17 protein-coding genes are annotated in these 19,069 nt (G+C 62.4%); 13 read left to right on the top strand and 4 right to left on the bottom strand.

The genetic code is table 11. The features are described from left to right. Positions 1-38: 38 nt before the first annotated feature. Positions 39-656: a flavin reductase family protein gene (locus tag GSQ88_RS14015; RefSeq protein WP_159008342.1), complete on the bottom strand. Its 618-nt coding sequence runs from the start codon at positions 654-656 to the stop codon at positions 39-41. Positions 657-791: 135 nt separating this feature from the next. Between GSQ88_RS14015 and GSQ88_RS14010 the strand changes: the two genes are divergently transcribed. After that, on the top strand, positions 792-1,586 hold the full coding sequence (locus GSQ88_RS14010; RefSeq protein WP_159008341.1) for an IclR family transcriptional regulator: 795 nt from the start codon (positions 792-794) through the stop codon (positions 1,584-1,586). Between the two features lie 4 nt (positions 1,587-1,590). Here GSQ88_RS14010 and GSQ88_RS14005 read toward each other — a convergent pair whose 3' ends face one another. Then, entirely contained in the window at positions 1,591-2,727 is a 1,137-nt protein-coding gene (locus GSQ88_RS14005) for an alpha-hydroxy acid oxidase (RefSeq protein ID WP_159008340.1), read from the bottom strand. Positions 2,728-2,889: 162 nt separating this feature from the next. On the opposite strand from GSQ88_RS14005, the gene GSQ88_RS34970 reads away from it, so the two are divergent. From GSQ88_RS34970 to serA, 9 genes are all read left to right on the top strand, one after another. Then, positions 2,890-3,057: a hypothetical protein gene (locus GSQ88_RS34970; RefSeq protein WP_174248012.1), complete on the top strand. Its 168-nt coding sequence runs from the start codon at positions 2,890-2,892 to the stop codon at positions 3,055-3,057. Positions 3,058-3,276: 219 nt separating this feature from the next. Next, on the top strand, positions 3,277-4,629 hold the full coding sequence (gene glmM, locus GSQ88_RS14000; RefSeq protein WP_159008339.1) for a phosphoglucosamine mutase: 1,353 nt from the start codon (positions 3,277-3,279) through the stop codon (positions 4,627-4,629). A gap of 104 nt (positions 4,630-4,733) precedes the next feature. Then, positions 4,734-5,981 (top strand): MFS transporter, encoded by a 1,248-nt coding sequence (locus tag GSQ88_RS13995; protein WP_174248011.1) that lies wholly within the window; start codon positions 4,734-4,736, stop codon positions 5,979-5,981. Between the two features lie 294 nt (positions 5,982-6,275). After that, the gene (locus GSQ88_RS13990; protein ID WP_174248010.1) at positions 6,276-7,121 is read left to right on the top strand and encodes an outer membrane protein; all 846 of its coding nucleotides are present in this window, start codon (positions 6,276-6,278) and stop codon (positions 7,119-7,121) included. A gap of 174 nt (positions 7,122-7,295) precedes the next feature. Further along, entirely contained in the window at positions 7,296-8,147 is an 852-nt protein-coding gene (locus GSQ88_RS13985; RefSeq protein ID WP_246735299.1) for an outer membrane protein, read from the top strand. A 77-nt stretch (positions 8,148-8,224) separates the two neighbouring features. Further along, positions 8,225-8,815 carry a glutathione S-transferase family protein gene (locus GSQ88_RS13980; RefSeq protein ID WP_159008376.1) on the top strand — a complete coding sequence of 197 codons (591 nt, stop codon included), beginning with the start codon at positions 8,225-8,227 and terminating at the stop codon, positions 8,813-8,815. A gap of 198 nt (positions 8,816-9,013) precedes the next feature. Beyond that, on the top strand, positions 9,014-9,232 hold the full coding sequence (locus GSQ88_RS13975; protein ID WP_159008337.1) for a hypothetical protein: 219 nt from the start codon (positions 9,014-9,016) through the stop codon (positions 9,230-9,232). Positions 9,233-9,369: 137 nt separating this feature from the next. After that, a complete protein-coding gene (locus tag GSQ88_RS13970; protein WP_159008336.1) occupies positions 9,370-10,542 on the top strand; it encodes a phosphoserine transaminase in 1,173 nt (390 codons plus the stop codon). A gap of 223 nt (positions 10,543-10,765) precedes the next feature. Beyond that, on the top strand, positions 10,766-12,355 hold the full coding sequence (serA, locus tag GSQ88_RS13965) for a phosphoglycerate dehydrogenase (RefSeq protein ID WP_159008335.1): 1,590 nt from the start codon (positions 10,766-10,768) through the stop codon (positions 12,353-12,355). A 208-nt stretch (positions 12,356-12,563) separates the two neighbouring features. Here the strand turns inward: serA and GSQ88_RS13960 are convergent, their stop codons facing one another. Further along, positions 12,564-12,776 (bottom strand): hypothetical protein, encoded by a 213-nt coding sequence (locus tag GSQ88_RS13960; RefSeq protein ID WP_210253806.1) that lies wholly within the window; start codon positions 12,774-12,776, stop codon positions 12,564-12,566. A gap of 314 nt (positions 12,777-13,090) precedes the next feature. On the opposite strand from GSQ88_RS13960, the gene GSQ88_RS13955 reads away from it, so the two are divergent. Further along, complete coding sequence (locus tag GSQ88_RS13955; protein WP_159008333.1) at positions 13,091-14,755, top strand: mucoidy inhibitor MuiA family protein; 1,665 nt, start codon at positions 13,091-13,093, stop codon at positions 14,753-14,755. Positions 14,756-14,898: 143 nt separating this feature from the next. Here the strand turns inward: GSQ88_RS13955 and GSQ88_RS13950 are convergent, their stop codons facing one another. Further along, on the bottom strand, positions 14,899-15,942 hold the full coding sequence (locus tag GSQ88_RS13950; protein ID WP_159008332.1) for a C-terminal binding protein: 1,044 nt from the start codon (positions 15,940-15,942) through the stop codon (positions 14,899-14,901). A 302-nt stretch (positions 15,943-16,244) separates the two neighbouring features. Between GSQ88_RS13950 and GSQ88_RS13945 the strand changes: the two genes are divergently transcribed. Then, entirely contained in the window at positions 16,245-17,930 is a 1,686-nt protein-coding gene (locus GSQ88_RS13945) for a methyl-accepting chemotaxis protein (RefSeq protein ID WP_159008331.1), read from the top strand. Positions 17,931-18,169: 239 nt separating this feature from the next. Beyond that, the coding region (locus tag GSQ88_RS35645; protein WP_246735298.1) for a cache domain-containing protein at positions 18,170-19,069 on the top strand (900 nt) is incomplete at its 3' end.

Genomic DNA, 19,069 nt, shown 5'->3' with positions numbered 1-19,069 from the left:
TGCTCCGGCGGTCGCCGCAATGTTTTCTTCGATTCGACTCATGACGGAGATTTGGAAGTCTGAAACACCGACCTCAGCGTCGAGATCTCGCCCAGTCGCGCGTAACGCGGGCCTGCGATGCGCGCGATCGGATCCAGCGCTTCGGTCTCTATTTTTCCGTTCTTCATGAGGTCGTCGCGGATGTGGAACAAGACGATTTCACCGACGATCAGCCGGCTGCGGGTTTCGCCGAATTCGATGCATTGCCGAAATCGGCACTCCATCGCGATCGGCGCGCGCGCGACGCGTGGCGGTTTGATCTTCTCGCTCGCCAGCGTGTCGAGCTTCAATTGCTCGACCTCGCTGACGTCGGAGGGGAATTCGGCGGAGCTTTCGTGAACCTCCGCCATCAACGTTGAGTCGGCGATGTGCACGACGAACTCTTCGGTCGAAAGGATGTTGTGCGCGGTATCCTTGTAGACGCCCGCCTTGCGGCCGACGCTGATCGCAAGCATCGGCGGTTTCGGCGAAACGAACGTAAAGGCGCTGAACGGAGCCAGGTTGACGACGCCACTTAAGGAAAGCGTCGAGACCCACGCGATCGGCCGCGGCACCACGATGCCGGTGATGAGGCGGTAGGATTCCTCGGCGGCAAGATTGGCGGGATCGAGCTGCATGCGTTTCCTTGATACGTTTCCTTAGCGGCGCTTCTGTTGCTCGGCGCCTGCCTTGCCATCAATCCCTTTTTGATTGCGGGGGCGACCAAATTGTGTTGGTTTTGTCCACAATATGGACATTGGCGGGAGACGTAGTTGCGTCGCAACAAGGGAGGCGCCGCGGCTAAGCCGAAAGGCGGAGCGCAAAGTCTGCGCAGGGCGCTGTCGGTACTCCGTGTCGTCGCGGCGGGCCGGGAAGCCGGTCTTCCGCTTTCCGAGGTCGTTCAGGCAACGGGTCTGACGCGGCCGACGGCGCATCGTCTGGTCAATGTCCTGGTCGAAGAAGGCATTGTCGAGAAGAGGGCCAGGAGCAAGCGATACGCGATCGGCCATCAGGTGCCGGAGCTTGCGCTGGCACGGCCGTCGCGCTCGTCGCTGATCGTGACCGCCGAACCGTTTTTGTCGGAGTTGTCGCGCGCGGTCGGCGACACCGCCTTCTTGACGATCAGGACCGGCCTCGACGCGTTATGCGTGGCGCGATTGATCGGAAAATATCCTATTCAGGTTTTGTCGATTGAAGTTGGCGCCCGGCGGCCGCTCGGCGTCAGCAGCGCCGGGGTTGCGATCCTGGCGGCATTGCCGGCCGCCGAGGCGCGGCAGATCGTTCACCGCAATCAAGTCAGGTTCGGGTCCTACCGAACCACCGCAGCGACGGCGCTGGAGCAGATCGCCGCGGCGCGACGCATGGGCTACGGCGTCCATCACATCGGGCTGGTGCCGGGGACCAAGGCAATCTCCGCCACGATCCGCGAGCCAAGCGGGCGGCCGCTGGCCGCGGTGACGATTGCCGCGATACGAAGCCGGCTCGGCCCGCGCCGCGAGATCGAGGTGGCGGAGATCCTGAAGCGGACGGCCCGTTCGATCGAACAGGCCATCCATCAGGACGATTGACCGCTTAGATCGCCAGCACGTGGTCGTCGATCTCGGCGATGGTGTTGACGCCGCACAGGCCCATCGTGGTCTCGAGCTCCTTGGCGATGACATCAATCGCTTTGGCGACGCCGGCCTGGCCGCCGGCGCCGAGGCCGTAGGCATAGGCGCGGCCGATCATGCAGGACTTGGCGCCGAGCGCCAGCGCGCGCATCACGTCTTGTCCCGAGCGGATGCCGCCGTCGAACAGGATTTCGATTTGGGAGCCGACCGCGTCGACGATTTCAGGCAGCACCTCGATCGAGGACGGCGCGCCGTCGAGCTGGCGGCCGCCATGGTTGGAGACCACCAGCGCCTGGGCGCCGCTCTTGGCGGCGATCTCCGCGTCCTCGACGTCGAGAATGCCCTTGAGGATCAGCTTGCCCGGCCAGATGCTGCGGATCCATTCGACATCCTTCCAGTTTAGCGTGGTGTCGAACTGCGAATTGATCCAGCTCGACAGCGCGGTGATGTCCTCGGTGCCTTTCAGATGCCCCATCAGATTGCCGAAGGTGCGGCGCTTGCCGCGCAGCACGCCGGAAACCCAGGTCGGCTTGGTGGCGAAATCGATCAGTTTCGACAGCGACCATTCCGGCGGCACCGACATGCCGTTCTTAATGTCCTGGTGGCGTTGGCCGATCACCTGCAAATCCACCGTCAACACCAGCGCGCTGCACTTGGCGGCGATCGCGCGCTCGATTAGCGCCTTGATGAAGCCGCGGTCCTTCATCACGTAAAGCTGGAACCAGAACGGCTTGTCGACGGCGGCTGCGATATCCTCGATCGAACAAATCGACATCGTGCTTTGCGTAAACGGAATGCCGGCGGCCTGCGCGGCGCGGCAGGCGTGAATTTCGCCGTCGCCATGCTGCATGCCGAGCAATCCGACCGGCGCCAGGATCAGCGGCAATTTCGATCGTTCGCCCAGGATCGTGGTCGAGAGGTCACGCTTGGAAACATCGACCAGGATGCGCTGGCGGAACTTGATCTGCTGCAGATCGTCATGGTTGGCGCGCAGCGTATCCTCGGAATAAGAGCCGCGATCGGCATAATCGAAGAACGCCTTCGGCACGTTGCGCTTGTGCAGCAGGCGCAGATCCTCGATGCAGGTGATGTGTTTCATGGAAGTTTCCGGCCCTTCTTGTATTTGCAGCTTTGCGGTTTCATCTAGCATGGTTGGGGCAGCCGCAAAATCGCCGCGCGCGACGGGCTGCCAAGCCTGATTGATAAGCCTGATTGATAAGGCCGATCACGGGGCTGAGCGTACGGCAACAGGAGGGCTTCCATGATTGGACCCGGCGCGGACCCAAAAGACGCAAAAGACGCCGAGAAACGTCGGCTGGAAGATGCTCTCGAGGAGGGGTTGGAAGAGACCTTTCCGGGCTCGGATCCGGTCAGCGTGATCCAGCCGGCACCCTCGAAAGGCGACCATCCCGCCCGGCGCAAGCATTGACGCCAGGTCTTTTTTGAGCTCCGGTTTCGGGCATAATGACTGATGCTACAATGGGTTAGATGATCGTTACCAGACTCGCCACCGGTAATGATTCATCATATTTTTTGAAGCCATGTTAGGGACAAAGGCTCTATAACAGCCGCTTACGCCATGATGGCGGGCGTTTTGAGGATTCTTGCCGGGTGGCCTGAAGAACCCTCGAAAGCCGCTGGGGGACATATGAGCCGCAAATATTTCGGTACTGACGGGATTCGAGGCCGCGCCAACGGGCTGATCACGCCGGAACTCGCCCTCAAGGTCGGGCAGGCGGCTGGCCTGGTATTTCAGCGCGGCGACCATCGCCATCGCGTCGTCATCGGCAAGGATACGCGGCTGTCGGGCTATATGATCGAATACGCGATGGTGGCCGGCTTTACCTCGGTCGGCATGGATGTGCTGCTGCTCGGCCCGATGCCGACGCCGGCGGTGGCGATGCTGACCAAGTCGATGCGCGCCGATCTTGGCGTGATGATTTCCGCGTCGCACAATCTGTTCGAGGACAACGGCATCAAGCTGTTCGGCCCGCAGGGATTCAAATTATCCGACGATGTCGAAAAGCAGATCGAGCAGATGCTCGATGAGCCGATGGACCGCCGTCTGTCGCAAAGCGCCAGTCTCGGGCGTGCCCGCCGCATCGACGGCGTTCATGACCGTTACATCGAGTTTGCCAAACGCACGCTGCCGCGCGATCTGTCGCTCGACGGCCTGCGCGTGGTGATCGATTGCGCCAATGGCGCCGCCTACAAGGTGGTGCCGGAAGCGCTGTGGGAACTCGGCGCCGACGTGATTTCGATCGGCGTCGAGCCTGACGGATTCAACATCAACAAGGAATGCGGATCCACCGCGCCGGAAGCGCTGAGCCGCAAGGTGCGCGAGATGCGCGCCGACATCGGCATTGCACTCGACGGCGATGCCGACCGGGTCATTCTGGTCGATGAGCGCGGACATGTGGTCGATGGCGACCAGTTGCTCGCGGTGATCGCGCAAAGCTGGAAGGAAGACGGCCGTCTCGCCAAACCCGGCATCGTCGCGACCGTGATGTCGAATCTCGGGCTGGAGCGCTTCCTCGAAGGCCAGGGCATCGAGCTGATCCGCACGCCGGTCGGCGATCGTTATGTGCTCGAGCAGATGCTGAGCCGCGGCTACAATCTCGGCGGCGAGCCCTCCGGCCACATCATCCTGTCGGATTACGCCACCACCGGCGACGGCTTCGTCGCGGCATTGCAGGTGCTCGCGGTGGTGCAAAAACTCCGCCGCCCGGTGTCGGAAGTCTGTCACCGCTTCGATCCGATGCCGCAAATCCTCAAGAACGTGCGCTATCGCAGCGGCAAGCCGCTCGACGACGCCGAGGTCAAATCGGCGATCGTCGCCGGCGAAAAGCGGCTCAACGGCCATGGCCGGTTGCTGGTGCGTTCCTCCGGCACCGAGCCCGTGATCCGCGTGATGGGCGAGGGCGACGATCGTATCCTGGTCGAGGAAGTGGTCGATCACATCGTCTTGGCACTCGGCGAGGCCGCCGCGGCGGCCGCCTGAGGTTATCCCAGCGCATCGCAGCCATTAGCTAATGTTGCTGGTCCGTATCGGGCCGGCATCGTACGACATTGGCATTGCGCCGCGAATTTTACGGGAATCATCCGTTGAACAAGTCCGTCGTCGTCTCCGAAGAAGCGCTGGCCGAGCCGGTCGTGCTGTCCGACGCACCGCTGGCGAAGTCCGCGGCGGGACCGGCCTATATCGTGCTGGCGGGAATCAGCTTCTCGCATTTTCTCAACGACACCATGCAGTCGTTGATCGCCTCGATCTATCCGATCCTGAAGCAGGCCTACGCGCTCGACTTCGGCCAGATCGGAATGATCACGCTGGCGTTCCAGTTCACGGCGTCGCTGTTGCAGCCGTTGATCGGACACTTCACCGACAAGAAGGCGCAGCCATTCTCGCTCTCGATCGGCATGGGATTTACCTTCTTCGGCCTGCTGCTGCTCAGCGCGGCGCACCAATATCCCGTCATCCTGATCGCGGCGGCTTTGGTCGGGCTCGGCTCGGCGGTGTTCCACCCGGAATCGGCGCGGATCGCGCGGCTGGCCTCGGGCGGGAGGTATGGCTTCGCACAATCGGTATTTCAACTCGGCGGCAGTTTCGGTACCTCGATGGGGCCGGTGCTGGCGGCGCTGATCGTGGTGCCGTTCGGCCAGCCGAGCATCGCGTGGTTCTCCTCGATCGCGTTTCTGGCGATCGTGATCCTGTGGCAGATCGGGCGGTGGTACAAGCCGCAGATCGCGGGCAGGAAATTCGCGGTGGCCGCACCGCATCCGGACGCGCCGAGTTCGCGCCGCGTGAAGATCGCGCTCGGCGTGCTGGTCGCGCTGCTGTTCTCCAAGCAGCTCTACGTGTCGAGCCTGTCGAGCTACTACATCTTTTATCTGATCGAAAAATTCGGCGTATCGACCCAGACCGCGCAGCTCTATCTGTTCATCTTCCTGGCCGCCAACGCGGTGGGCGCGTTCTTCGGCGGGCCGTTGGGCGATCGCTTCGGGCGCAAATACGTCATCTGGTTCTCGATCCTCGGCGCGTTGCCGTTTTCGCTGGCGCTGCCCTATGCCGGGCTGTTCGGCAGCGCGGTGCTGACCATCTTCATCGGCTTGATCATCTCGTCGGCGACGTCGTCGATCATCGTGTTCGCGCAGGAACTGATGCCGCACCGCTTCGGGATGATCTCCGGCATGTTCTTCGGAGTCGCCTTCGGCATCGGCGGTCTTGGCGCCGCCGTGCTCGGTCGCGTCGCCGACCACACCGGGATCGCGTTCGTCTATCAGGTCTGCGCGTTCCTGCCGGCGATCGGGCTGCTCGCGCTGTTCCTGCCGAAGATGCCCAAAACTTCGCACTGAAGACTTCGCAGCAAAAGACTACGCGCTGAAGACAGCGCACCGAAGTTTTTCATGCTTCGAAGAGTAATTAACGAAGCGACTTCGCGGCGCGGTTCCATCAACACATTCTTAGCAATTGTGGCGATTTCGCCATCTTTGATAGGGCTATTGGTATTGCTGCGCGCGATCTGCAGAAATTATCAACCTTAAAAATTAGGGTTAAGTGCCGCTTAAGTATTTGCTGGCATCGTTCGTCCGTGAGTTTTTGAAGTGAGGCCTCCGTTGTCTGCCTCACCGGGCAAAAGGACGAAGCCAATGCGTAGCGTTAAATTTCTCGTCGCCGCCGGGGCGGCATCCATATTGTCGTCGGCGGCGTTCGCAGCCGACATGCCTTCCATTATGCCGGCACCGCAGCCTTATTACGCGCCGCCCGCCCAGGATTTCGGTGGCTGGTATCTGCGCGGCGATATCGGCATGACCAATTCGAAGGCCAAGCTGTTCAACAACAACTACGCTCAAGTGCCGGCCGGAGGGTTGACGCAGGAGGGCGAGGGCTTCACTGGCGGCACGTCTTACGGTGTCGGTGTCGGCTATCAGTTCAACAGCTGGTTCCGTGGCGACATCACCGGTGAGTATCGTTCCCGGGTGAGCTTCAGCGGCACGGACATCGCCCAGTTCCCGGGCGCTTCTTTCTCTGACGTCTATCAGGGCGGCTATACGAGCTGGGTCGGATTGGTCAACGCTTACGTCGACCTTGGCACCTGGTGGTGCCTGACGCCGTTCATCGGTGCCGGCGTCGGCGCCGCGCATATCGAGACCACGGGTCTTCAGGACTCCGGTTCGAACTTCACCGCCCTCAACGGGGCCCAGGGAGGCGCGTCGTACTTCGCCAACGGTGCGTCCACCACCAACTTCGCATGGGCTGCCCACGCCGGTGTCGCCTACAAGGTCAACAACAACTTCACGGTCGAACTGGCGTACCGCTATCTCGACATGGGCACCGCGGTTCACGGCTTCGGCAGCTCGTTCGACGGCAGCAATGCCGGCCCGTCTTCCTTCCAGTACCGCGACCTGACTTCGCAGGACGTCAAGCTCGGCGTACGCTGGACCTGCTGCGACGTCGAACCGGCAGCACCGCCGGTTCTGATGCGCAAGGGCTGAACGCCACTCCTCTGTTAACGATTGCTAACGGCGCGGGATCTTTTCCGCGCCGTTTTGCTTTTTTGCGCGGTTCGAAATGCGTTTGAAAAACGACGTCGGTCACGCCTTGACAACCATTGGTTAAGGTTAACGAGCGATGATCGGCGTAAGTTCAGAGTTCGAGGGAGCGTTGCAATGCGTAGATTTTTCCTGGCGGCGGCGATGTTCGCAGTGACAACCGGTGCGCACGCGGCCGACATGCCCGATTTTCTCCGCGGTACGTTGCCGGCATCAAGCGCGCCGACCAGAAACTGGGACGGCTGGTACGCTGGCGGTCAGGTTGGGGAATCCTGGACCAACACGGACTATGGCCGCACCGCGACAACTCAGACCAATGACCTGTTTCGCAATACCGTGCTGGAAGATCCAGCGTCCCAATTAAACCTGTTCGGTAAAGTCAACGGGCTAAGCTCGGGTTTCGGCGGGTTCGTCGGACGCAACTGGCAGTTTGACGACGTCGTGCTCGGCGTCGAGGCAAACTACAACTATCTGTCCAGTCTCGCGAGTTCGACTGCTGCAAGCATAGGGCCGATCCAGGTCGCCGAGCCGGGACTGATTTTGGCACCTGGTGAGACGGCCGTGGATGGCCTGACGTTGAACGGCCGAGCTGCACTGCGAGTCAAGGACGAGGTGACGTTCCGTGGCCGTGCCGGCTGGGCGACCGGCGACTTCCTGCCCTACATGTTCGGAGGCCTTGCGGTTGGCCGCATGGATGTCTCGAGCACCGTATCGAGCTCGGTGAGCAGAACGATCTACGATCCTGTCACGGGCGCGAGCAATTTTCTGCTACCGCAATTTCAGCTGACGTCGACCATTGGGAAAAGCGACGCCTTCGCGGCTGGCTGGACCGCCGGTCTTGGGTTCGAATATATGGTGTGGGGTAATATTTTCCTGCGCGGCGAGTGGGAATATATCAAGTTCATGTCGATTCAGAACACGGCAGTCTCCGAGAATAACGTGCACGCGGGCCTCGGTTACAAGTTCTGATCGCCACGGGCGCGCCCGATCTTGACGGCAGGCAACGCGACTGCTCCGATGCCTCTTTTGTCTGGGCTCGCAACGTGATGAAAATCTATGGCGACACCAATTCAGGCAATTGCCTGAAGGTGAAGTGGCTCTGCGATCACCTGGCGCTGCCCTACACGTGGGTCGACATCGATACGCTCAAGGGAGAGACGCGGACGCCCGAGTTCCTCAAGCGCAATAGCGCAGGGCAGGTGCCGGTAGTCGAATTCGACGACGGCCGCACGCTGGCGCAGTCCAACGCCATCATCCGCTATCTCGCCCGTGGCAGCGACCTCATTCCCGCCGATGCCTTCGCGGCGGCGAAGATGGATGAATGGCTGTTCTGGGAACAATACAACCACGAGCCCTACATCGCGGTGTGCCGCTTCCAGATGGTCTATCTCGGCAAGTCCGCATCCGACCTCGATCCCGACAAGGTCAAGCGTGGTTACACCGCGCTGGCGCGGATGGAACATCACCTCGCGATGACGCGATTCCTGGCCGGCGAGGCGGCCTCACTCGCCGACGTTGCGCTGCTGGCCTATACGCGGCTTGCGCATCAAGGCGGCTTTCACCTCGAAGGCTACGCCGCGGTGCAGCGCTGGATCGGCGAGGCCGAGCAAGCGCTCGGTCTGGCGCCGGTGCGCTAAAATCAACATTGCGATTCTGACGCACGTCGTTCGTTCAGCATCGGATTCGGCTGATCGTTGTGAGCATTGCGAAACGCGATTTGCCATTCGTTCGGGTTAACACGCGATAAACCAACCAGCCGTTCGCCGCTTTTTTGCGCGGAACGATCGGTGGTAACCGGCGTATCCCGTTTGGCTCGGGCAGCTTGGGGATCGCACGTGAAAAATTATTCGATTGTCAGGATCGGCCACGAATACGTCGTGCAGGCCGGTGAAAAGAGTATTTTGAAGGTCGCAAGCCGGCGCAAAGCCGCACAGCTCGTCACATCGGCGGCGGAGCTGCTGGGTTCGCAGTTGGCGCTGCAAATAGAGCCAGAGACGCCTGTCGAGCCATCCATCGATCCCGATCCCGGCAGCCTGCTCGATCCCGTGTCATAGCTGATCCCGCGGGTCAAACCTGATCCCGATCGCACCTGATCTGTCCGACGTTTCTTGACGATTCAAGCCTGATCCCTTATCTACCGCTGCGGGACACCTCCCCCCAACGGGAGGCTTGCTATCTGGAAGGATAGATCATGACCGTAGCGAAGCCTGCTTCGCGGCCGAACGTGCCGCATTTTTCTTCCGGCCCCTGTGCCAAGCGCCCTGGCTGGAATCCCCAAAATCTCACAGACGCCGCCCTTGGCCGTTCGCATCGTGCGAAAGTCGGCAAGGCCAAGCTCAAGCTCGCGATCGATCTGACGCGCGAAGTGCTTGAAGTGCCGGCCGACTACAAAATCGGCATCGTGCCGGCCTCCGATACCGGCGCGGTCGAAATGGCGCTGTGGTCGCTGCTCGGCGCGCGCCCGGTGACCACCATCGCCTGGGAATCCTTCGGCGAAGGCTGGGTCAGCGATATCGTCAAGGAATTGAAGCTCAAGGACGTCACCAAGCTGCATGCTGGCTATGGCGAAATCCCGGATCTGGCCAAGGCCGATTCCGCGTCCGACATCGTCTTCACCTGGAACGGCACCACCTCCGGCGTGCGCGTTCCCAACGCCGACTGGATCAGCGCAAATCGCGAAGGTCTCGCCATCTGCGACGCGACGTCGGCGGCGTTCGCGCAAAAGCTCGATTGGCCCAAGCTCGATGTGGTGACGTTCTCCTGGCAGAAGGCGCTGGGCGGTGAAGCCGCACACGGCATGCTGGTGCTGTCGCCACGCGCAGTGGCGCGGCTTGAAAGTTACACGCCGGCCTGGCCGCTACCAAAGATCTTCCGTATGACCAAGGGCGGCAAGCTCAACCAGGGCATCTTCGAAGGCGAGACCATCAACACGCCGTCGATGCTGTGCGTCGAGGACTATCTCGATGCGTTGAATTGGGGCAAGTCGATCGGCGGCCTCAAGGCCCTGATGGCGCGGGCCGACGCCAATACCAAGGTGCTGGCCGACTGGAAGGCCAAGACGCCGTGGATCGATTTCCTCGCCAAGGATCCGGCGATCCGCTCCAACACCTCGGTGTGCATGAAGGTGATCGATCCCGCGATCACCTCGCTGACGCCGGATGCGCAGGCCGAATTCTCCAAGAAGCTCGTCGCTTTGGTCGAGAAGGAAGGCGCCGGTTTCGATTTCGCGCATTACCGCGACGCGCCGGCCGGCTTGCGGATCTGGTGCGGCGCCACCGTGGAAGCCAGCGACGTCGCGCTGCTGACGCAGTGGATCGACTGGGCGTTCGCCGAAGCCAAGGCGTCGCTCGCAAAGGCGGCTTGAGTTTTCTTTCAACCTCGCCCCGTTCTTACGGGGAGAGGTCGGATCGCGCAGCGATCCGGGTGAGGGGCTCTTTCAACTCGCTCCGCGCCCTGTCTCGCCCGTCACCCCGACCCTCTCCCCGTAAGAACGGGGAGAGGGAGAAGCGATTGCTCCGCGAATTCATCTCACCCCGGCGCCGCTCGCCGACTCTCCTCCTCAAAGGGAGGTTGAAGGAAACATTCAGATGACAAAACCCAAAGTTCTGATTTCAGACGCGCTGTCGCCTGCCGCCGTGCAGATATTCAAAGATCGCGGCATCGACGTCGACTTCCAGCCCAATCTCGGTAAGGACAAGGACAAGCTGGCCGAGATCATCGGCAATTACGATGGGCTCGCGATCCGCTCGGCCACCAAGGCGACCGCCAAGATCATCGAGAAGGCGACGCGGCTCAAGGTGATCGGCCGCGCCGGCATCGGCGTCGACAATGTCGATATCCCGGCTGCCACGTCGAAGGGCATTATCGTGATGAACACGCCGTTCGGCAATTCGATCACCACCGCCGAACATGCCATCACCCTGATGCTGGCGCTGGCGCGGGAAATTCCGCAGGCCGACGCCTCGACCCAGGCCGGCAAGTGGGAAAAGAACCGCTTCATGGGCGTCGAGATCACCGGCAAGACGCTCGGCGTGATCGGCTGCGGCAATATCGGTTCGATCGCCGCCGACCGGGCGCTCGGCCTGCGCATGAAAGTCATCGCGTTCGATCCGTTCCTGTCGCCGGAGCGCGCCAAGGATATCGGCGTCGAGAAGGTCGAACTGGAAGATCTGTTCAAGCGCGCCGATTTCATCACCTTGCATACGCCGCTGACCGAGAAGACCAAGAACATCATCGACGCGGCGGCACTCGCCAAGATGAAAAAGGGCGTGCGTATCATCAATTGCGCGCGCGGCGGCTTGGTCGACGAGCAGGCGCTGGTCGATGCGTTGAATTCCAAGCAGGTCGCGGGCGCAGCATTCGACGTGTTCGTCGAGGAGCCGGCCACTTCCAACGTGCTGTTCGGCCATCCCAACGTGATCTGCACGCCGCATCTTGGCGCCGCCACCACCGAAGCGCAGGAAAACGTCGCCCTTCAGGTTGCCGAGCAGATGTCCGACTATCTCCTGAGCGGCGCGATTTCCAACGCGGTCAACTTCCCGTCGATCACCGCGGAGGAAGCGCCGAAGCTGAGGCCGTTCATCGAGCTCGCCGAAAAGCTCGGCTCGTTCGCCGGCCAGCTCACCGAGAGCGGCATCCTCAAGGTGGAGATCACCTATGAGGGCCATGTCGGCGAAATGAAGATCAAGGCGCTGACCTCGGCGGCGCTGTCCGGCCTGCTACGGCCGATGCTGGGCGACGTCAACGTCGTCTCGGCGCCGGTGGTTGCCAAGGAGCGCGGCATGGTGGTCGACGAGATCGTGCGCGCGGCGCAGAGCGATTATGAAAGCCTGATCACCGTCACCGTCACCAGCGAACATCAGGTGCGCGCGGTATCGGGCACGGTCTATGCCGACGGCAAGCCGCGGCTGGTCGATATCAAGGGCATCCGGGTCGATGCCGAGTTCGGCAAGTCGATGATCTACATCACCAACGAAGACAAGCCGGGCTTCATCGGTCGCTTCGCCGGCCTGCTCGGCGACGCCAAGATCAACATCGCGACCTTCCACCTCGGCCGCAACAAGCAGGGCGGCGACGCCATCGCGCTGGTCGAAGTCGATGGCAGCGTGCCGGCCGACGTGCTCGCCAAGGTGCAGGCGCTGCCGCAGGTGAAGCAAGCCAAAGCGCTGGTGTTTTAAAGCGTGATGAGATGAGATTCGATCACCGGCTAAGCCGTCATTGCGAGGAGCGATAGCGGCGAAGCAATCCATTCTTCGTTTGACGCTATGGATTGCTTCGCGGAGCCTGTCATCGGGCCGGCCAGCGGCCGGACCCGTTGGCTCGCAATGACGATTCAACCTGATCTCATCCTGCTTTAGAAGGCGCGCGAAAAAAGGGCCTTTGCCGTCATGCGGCACTGGCCCTTTTTTCGCGCGCGGGCTCTACGGCTTTGCCCAGCGGCGGTGCTTCATCGGAAGCGGTTTGCCGCAGTAGCGTTTTCCAGCTTTGCTTGAAGGCGGCGGTCAGCAGCGCAAACGACAATGCCAGACAGACATTGCGGGCGCGATGGGCGTTGACCCAAATCTCGGCGTAGTCCGGAGAATTCCCGTTCTCGTCCATTGTCGAACTCATCGATGCATCGGGCCATGATTGACCGAGGATGAAGCGGAGTCTCACGTTGAGAAACGATCGCAGAACCCGTTAGCCATACGCGCTGATCACAACAACCGATGTGAGCCAAATCACATCTGACGAAAAATCGTTGTGGAGATGCCGGATGATTTTGTTGTCGTCGCTCCGCCCCAGCGCTGCCCCGACGGCGCCTTACGGAAACCCCAATCGAACCGGTTTCTTTGTCCGTGCGTCTCATCACTGACAGTGGTGTGTCGCGCGCGTGGAATCTCCGCGCGTTGGCATTTACGGGGAGGGAAATCATGCGATTGCTTGCCAATAGTCTTGTGACGACGAGTCTTGTGGTGTTGAGCGCGCTTGCGACGATGCCGGCGCGGGCGGCCAATGTGGAGGCGACATCGTCGGTCGATGCCGTTACCGTTTATCCTGATGGCGCCAGCGTAACGCGGGTCATCGCGGTCGATCTTCCCGCCGGCGACAATACATTGGTGGTGCACGATTTTCCGCTGGGGCTCGATGTCTCCTCGCTGCGCGTCGAAGGCGGGGCCGATAGCCAATTGACCATCGGTGCGATCGATGCCCGCTCGCCGCGCGCGGCGCTGCCGGCCGATCTGCCCGAGCTGGACAAGCGCATCGAGGCGTTGAAGGACGAGCGCGACAATCTGCAAGGCGCGATCGACGCCGCCAACGCGCGCCGCAAGTTTGCCGAGCGCTTTGCCGAGACCGCGCCGGCAGGCATCGGCGACAAGGGCGAGGCGCGCCCGATCGCGGAATGGCGCGAGGCGTTTGCCGCGGTGTCGGAAGAAGTCGCGAGCGCCGGAACGGCGGTACGCGACGCCGAACGCAAGCAGCGTGATCTCGACCGCGAGATCGCACGGCTTGAATCCGATCGCGCCATCAAGCCGCCGAGCAAACTCGAGGTGCGGCTCGATCTGGCCTCGGCCTCGGCTACCACGGCGAAGCTGCGGGTGACCTATGCCGTGCGCAACGCGCGCTGGGCGCCGCTGTATGACGCGCGGCTCGACACCGGTGCCAGGGATCGCAAGCCCGCGCTCGAACTGGTGCGGCGCGCCGAAATCACCCAGACCACGGGAGAGGATTGGTCGAACGCCGCGCTCAGCGTCTCGACCGTGCGAACCGCCCGCGGCGGCAACGCGCCCGAGCTCAGTTCGCTGCTCGTGCAATATCCGCAAATGGCGCAGGCGCTGGCGCCTGCGGCTCCGGGGAGTGCGGTGATGGACTTTGCCGCCAAGCCGATCGCGCGGTCGGTGGCCAAGGCGGAGCCGTCGCCGCAGCAGGCCGAGGAGCGGCAGGCCGTGGCCGAGATCAGCGGCTTCCAGGTGCTGTTCAGGATTCCGGGTCGGGTCAGCGTCGGTACCAGCGAAGGCGCCAAGGGCTTGCGGATTTCGACCGCTTCGATCGCGCCGGATCTGGTGGTGCGCTCGGTGCCGGTGATCGATCCGACGGCGTTTCTCGAGGCGAGCTTCAAGCAAAGCGAGGATGCGCCGCTGTTGCCGGGCAAAGTTGCGATCTATCGCGATGGCACCTTTGTCGGACGCGGACAGATGAAAGCCGCATCAAAGGACGAGACCGTGCGGCTCGGCTTCGGCGCCGACGACAAGGTCAAGATCGAGCGTTCCGTCGTCAATCGCAACGAGGGATCGGCGGGCCTGATCGTGACGACGTCGAAGACCGACGAGCGTTCGTTCAAGACCAATGTGCGCAATGGCCACGATTTTCCCCTTCACGTGGCCATCGAGGATCGGTTGCCGGTCAGCGAAAACGAGGACATCCAGGTCGAGATGCTGCCGTCCACCACGCCGCCGACCGCGAGCAATCTGCGCGACAGGCGCGGCGTGCTGGAATGGGCATTCGAAGCCAAGCCCGGCGAGGCCAAAGACATCGCCTTCGCCTGGCGCGTGCGCTGGCCCAAGGACAAGGGCGTCGTCATGACGCCGGCGGGGTGAGGCGAAGAGCGAGATGAGAGATAGTTTCTATTAGGTTGCTTGTCGTCATTGCGAGCGAAGCGAAGCAATCCAGAATCGCGAGCAAGGCTGGATTGCTTCGTCGCTTCGCTCCTCGCAATGACGGAACTTGATATCAGCCGGCCCTAGCTATTCGGGCCGCGATCCATGCCGACGGGTTGCCAGCGGCGCAGCGCGGTGGTTTGCAGCACCGAGGGGTTGACGCAGCTCACCGGCCACATCCCCGACAGCACCAGCGACAATTCGGTGCCGACGCGGCGTTTGCGCGCCTCGTCGAACCGCGCCGAGGCCGAGGCGACATGGGCGGTCAGGGTGACGTTTTCCATCCCGAGCAACGGGTTGTTGTGCGACGGCGGCTCCGTTTCCAGCACGTCGAGGGCGGCGTGCGCGATCCAGCCCTCTTGCAGCGCCTTGATCAGCGCCTCTTCGTTCACGGTCGGGCCGCGTCCGGTGTTGATGAAGATCGCGCTCGGCTTCATCTGCTTGAAGTGCTGTTCGCCGAGCATGTGATGGACCTCGGGGCGCGCCGGCGCGTGCATCGAGAGGAAATCCGATTGCGACAGCACTTCCGACAACGTCGCCGGCAGCACGCCATGGTCGGACATCAGCGTCTCCTGGATGAAGGGGTCGTAGGCCATCATGCGAAGCCCGAACGGCGCGGCGCGCTTGGCCACCGCGCGCGCCACCCGGCCGAACGAGACGAAGCCCAGCGTCTGTCCCATCAGCCGCGGAATTTTCAGCAGCGCCGGGCGGCCCTCGGACCAGCGGCCCTCGCGCACCATCTTGTCCTGCTCGATCAGCCGGCGAAAGCCCGCCAGCAACAGCATCATGGCGTGGTCGGCGACTTCCTCGATGAAGGTGTCCGGTATGTTGGTGACGGGGATGCCACGCGCGGTGGCGGCCTTGACGTCGACGCTGTCGACACCGACGCTGCCGAGCGTGATGACCTTGCAGTTTTCCAGGGCGTCGATGATTTTCCGAGAGATCGGGATGCCCTTGGCGTAGATGGCGTCGGCGGTGCGGGCGGCGGCGATGAATTCGTCTTCATTGGCCGGCGCCTCGACGATCTCGGCCCCGATCGGGTCGAGCGCTTCCCTTTCGTAGGCATAACCGCCGCCCGCAATGGTGAAGCTTGCGCCCTTTGGCGTGACGATCCTGAACTTCGGCATTTCCTATTCTCCCGATTTGACATTTCGGTGTTGGTTATGACCGCGACCGCCGGTCGCTGCCTCCCGATTAATTAGAGCGTCTCGATTAGAGCGTCTCGATTAGAGCGTCTCGATTAGAACGTCTTGATTAGAACGCCTTGATTAGAACGCCTTGATTAGAGTGTCTTGGCCGCCCGCGCGCCATCCCGTCGTCCCGTACTTCTACGGTAAGGTCGTGGTAACCAGATGCTAAAGCATTTCACTATAATGTGACGCAATTCGTTCCGCCAATTGCGGCTTGCGCCCATTCCCCGGAGATCCCCGTGAAGCTGACCAACCTGAAGATCACCCCCAAGCTCGGTATCTTGGTGGGCGTGACGCTGCTCGGCCTCTGCGTTGCCGGGGCACTGGCCGGCTATCTGATGCAGCGCGAGATGCTAAATGCGCGCCTCGATCAGGCCAAGGCGATCGTCGATATGGGCCTCCACATGGCGGCCGGGTTGAAGAAGCAGGTCGATGCCGGCGAACTGACCAAGGAAGCTGCGATGGCCGAATTCCGCCGCCGCGGCAATTCCATGACCTATGACAAGGGCGCCGGCTACCTGTTCGGCACCTCGTATGACGGCATTACGCAGCTCGCGCCCGATCCCAAGCAGATCGGGACCGACCGCATGGAAGTGCTGACCAATGGCCGGAAGCTCTCGCATGAATTGATGGATGGCGTCAGGGCCAACGGTTCGATCCTGCTGTATTATGAATATGTGAAGCCCGGCGAGGAAAAGCCGATCCGCAAGGTCGGTTACGCCGTCGCTGTTCCCGGCTTCGACATGTATCTCGGGACCGGCGCCTATCTCGATGATCTCGACGCCAAGATGACGCCGATCGCATGGACCCTGGGTCTTGCCATTCTCGCCATCGCGGTGATCGGCGGCAGCATCGCCTGGATGATCGGCCGCAGCATCTCCAAGCCGCTCGGCGAGCTGGGCGCTCGCATGCAGGCGCTGGCCGATGGCAAACTGGACGGCGAGATTCCCGGTCTCGGTCGCGGCGACGAGGTCGGCGCGATGGCGGCGACGGTACAGATCTTCAAGGACAACGCGGTCCGGATTCGCGGGCTGGAAAAGGCCGAGGAGGAGACCAAGGCGCGCGCCGCGGCTGAGCGTCGTGGAGCGATGGAAAGCCTGGCTGGCGACTTCGAGCGCAGCGTCAACGGCATCGTTCGGTCGGTGTCGTCGGCGGCGGCGGGCATGCAGACCACCGCGCAGTCGATGACCTCGACCGCCAGCGACGCCAGCAGCCGGGCCGCGACCGTCAGCGCGGCCTCGCAAAGCGCTTCCAATAATGTCGGAACGGTTGCCGCAGCGGCCGAGGAGCTTTCAAGCTCGGTCGCCGAGATTTCGCGCCAGGTGGCGCGTTCGAGCGAGATCGCCAGCAAGGCGGTCGGAGATGCCGAGAGCACCAATGTCACCGTGCGGGCGCTATCGACCGGCGCCGAGAAGATCGGCGAAGTCGTAAAACTCATTCACAGCATCGCCGCGCAAACCAATCTGTTGGCGCTCAATGCGACCATCGAGGCCGCGCGCGCCGGCGAGTCCGGCCGTGGATTCGCGGTCGTGGCTTCCGAGGTCAAGGCACTGGCCAACCAGACCGCCAAGGCCACCGAGGAAATCTCCGCCCAGGTCGCGGCGATGCAGGCTTCCACCAGCGACGCGGTCGCCTCGATCGGCGGCATCACCCAAACCATCGCGCAGATGAGCGAGATCACGGTCTCGATTTCCACCGCGATCGAGCAGCAGGGCGACGCCACCCGTGAGATCGCGCGCAACATCCAGTCGGTCGCGGCCGGCTCCAGCGAAATCAGCACGCATATCGGCGGCGTGACCACGGCGGCCGCGGCCACCGGCACGGCGGCCTCCGACGTGCTCTCGAACGCCCGTGAACTCGATAATCAGTCCGGCATGTTGCGGCATGCGGTCGACGAATTCCTGAGCAAGGTCCGCGCGGCCTGAGCCGAAGATATGGATCGTAGGGTGGGCAAAGGCATTCTTATGCCGTGCCCACCACTCTCGATTGCGATGTGATGCAAGATGGTGGGCACGGCGCAAAGATGCGCCTTTGCCCACCCTACGCTTGTTTCGTCGTTGCCGTGCTACGGCGACGGCGGCGGTAACAAGCGCTAAATAGTCTTGCGTTACGATCGCGCGTTGTCCCGCGAATCGCATTCCGCCTTCATTCCCTGGAGATCGCCGTGAAGCTGACCAATCTGACGATCACCCCCAAGCTCGGCATCCTGGTGGGTGTGACGCTGCTCGGCCTTTGTGCCGCCGGTTTTCTTGCGGGCTATCTGATGCAGCGCGAGATGCTGAACGCCAAGACCGAACAGCTCCACGCGATCGTCGACATCGCGCGCAACATGGCCGCCGGACTGCAAAAGCAGGTCGATGCCGGCCAGATGACCAAGGACGCCGCGATCGCGGAGTTCGGCCGCCGCGGCAATTCGATGACATTCGATAGCGGCAGCGGGTATCTGTTCGGCTCGACCATGGACGGCGTCACGGTACTGTCGCCCGATACCAAGCAGATCGGCCAAAACCGCCTTGACGCCGTCTCCAACGGCAGGCCGATTGGCCGCGAGTGGCGCGATGGCGTTGCCGCCAAGGGCGAGCACACGATGATCTATGAGTATGTCAGGCCCGGCGCGACGGTGGCGATCCGCAAGATCGCTTATTCGGCGGCGATCCCGGGCTGGAACATGTATGTCGGCACCGGTGCCTATCTCGATGACATCGACGCCAAGCTGGCGCCGATCGCCTGGATGCTGGGGCTTGCCATTCTCGGCATCGCGGTGATCGGCGGCGGCATCGCCTGGATGATCGGCCGCAGCATCTCCAAGCCGCTCGGCGAACTGGGCGGGCGCATGCAGGCGCTGGCCGATGGCAAACTGGACGGCGAAATTCCAGGTCTCGGTCGCGGCGACGAGGTCGGCGCGATGGCGGCGACGGTACAGATCTTCAAGGACAATGCGGTTCGGATTCGCGGGCTGGAAAAGGCCGAGGAAGAGACCAAGGCGCGCGCCGCGGCTGAGCGTCGTGGGGCGATGGAAAGCCTGGCCGGCGACTTCGAGCGCAGCGTCAACGGCATTGTCCGT

The sequence above is a fragment of the Bradyrhizobium sp. S69 genome (assembly GCF_009766005.1).
Taxonomy (GTDB): domain Bacteria; phylum Pseudomonadota; class Alphaproteobacteria; order Rhizobiales; family Xanthobacteraceae; genus Bradyrhizobium.
The sequence above is the reverse complement of the archived record's forward strand: the minus strand, read 5'-3'. Positions and strand labels throughout refer to the sequence as shown.

What these genes read in the sequence shown, in the direction of transcription:
- GSQ88_RS14015 (WP_159008342.1), bottom strand. Translation starts at nt 656, where the DNA reads ATGCAGCTCGATCCCGCCAATCTTGCCGCCGAGGAATCCTACCGCCTC.
- GSQ88_RS14005 (WP_159008340.1), bottom strand. Translation starts at nt 2,727, where the DNA reads ATGAAACACATCACCTGCATCGAGGATCTGCGCCTGCTGCACAAGCGC.
- GSQ88_RS34970 (WP_174248012.1), top strand. Translation starts at nt 2,890, where the DNA reads ATGATTGGACCCGGCGCGGACCCAAAAGACGCAAAAGACGCCGAGAAA.
- glmM (WP_159008339.1), top strand. Translation starts at nt 3,277, where the DNA reads ATGAGCCGCAAATATTTCGGTACTGACGGGATTCGAGGCCGCGCCAAC.
- GSQ88_RS13990 (WP_174248010.1), top strand. Translation starts at nt 6,276, where the DNA reads ATGCGTAGCGTTAAATTTCTCGTCGCCGCCGGGGCGGCATCCATATTG.
- GSQ88_RS13985 (WP_246735299.1), top strand. Translation starts at nt 7,296, where the DNA reads ATGCGTAGATTTTTCCTGGCGGCGGCGATGTTCGCAGTGACAACCGGT.
- GSQ88_RS13980 (WP_159008376.1), top strand. Translation starts at nt 8,225, where the DNA reads ATGAAAATCTATGGCGACACCAATTCAGGCAATTGCCTGAAGGTGAAG.
- GSQ88_RS13970 (WP_159008336.1), top strand. Translation starts at nt 9,370, where the DNA reads ATGACCGTAGCGAAGCCTGCTTCGCGGCCGAACGTGCCGCATTTTTCT.
- serA (WP_159008335.1), top strand. Translation starts at nt 10,766, where the DNA reads ATGACAAAACCCAAAGTTCTGATTTCAGACGCGCTGTCGCCTGCCGCC.
- GSQ88_RS13960 (WP_210253806.1), bottom strand. Translation starts at nt 12,776, where the DNA reads ATGGACGAGAACGGGAATTCTCCGGACTACGCCGAGATTTGGGTCAAC.
- GSQ88_RS13955 (WP_159008333.1), top strand. Translation starts at nt 13,091, where the DNA reads ATGCGATTGCTTGCCAATAGTCTTGTGACGACGAGTCTTGTGGTGTTG.
- GSQ88_RS13950 (WP_159008332.1), bottom strand. Translation starts at nt 15,942, where the DNA reads ATGCCGAAGTTCAGGATCGTCACGCCAAAGGGCGCAAGCTTCACCATT.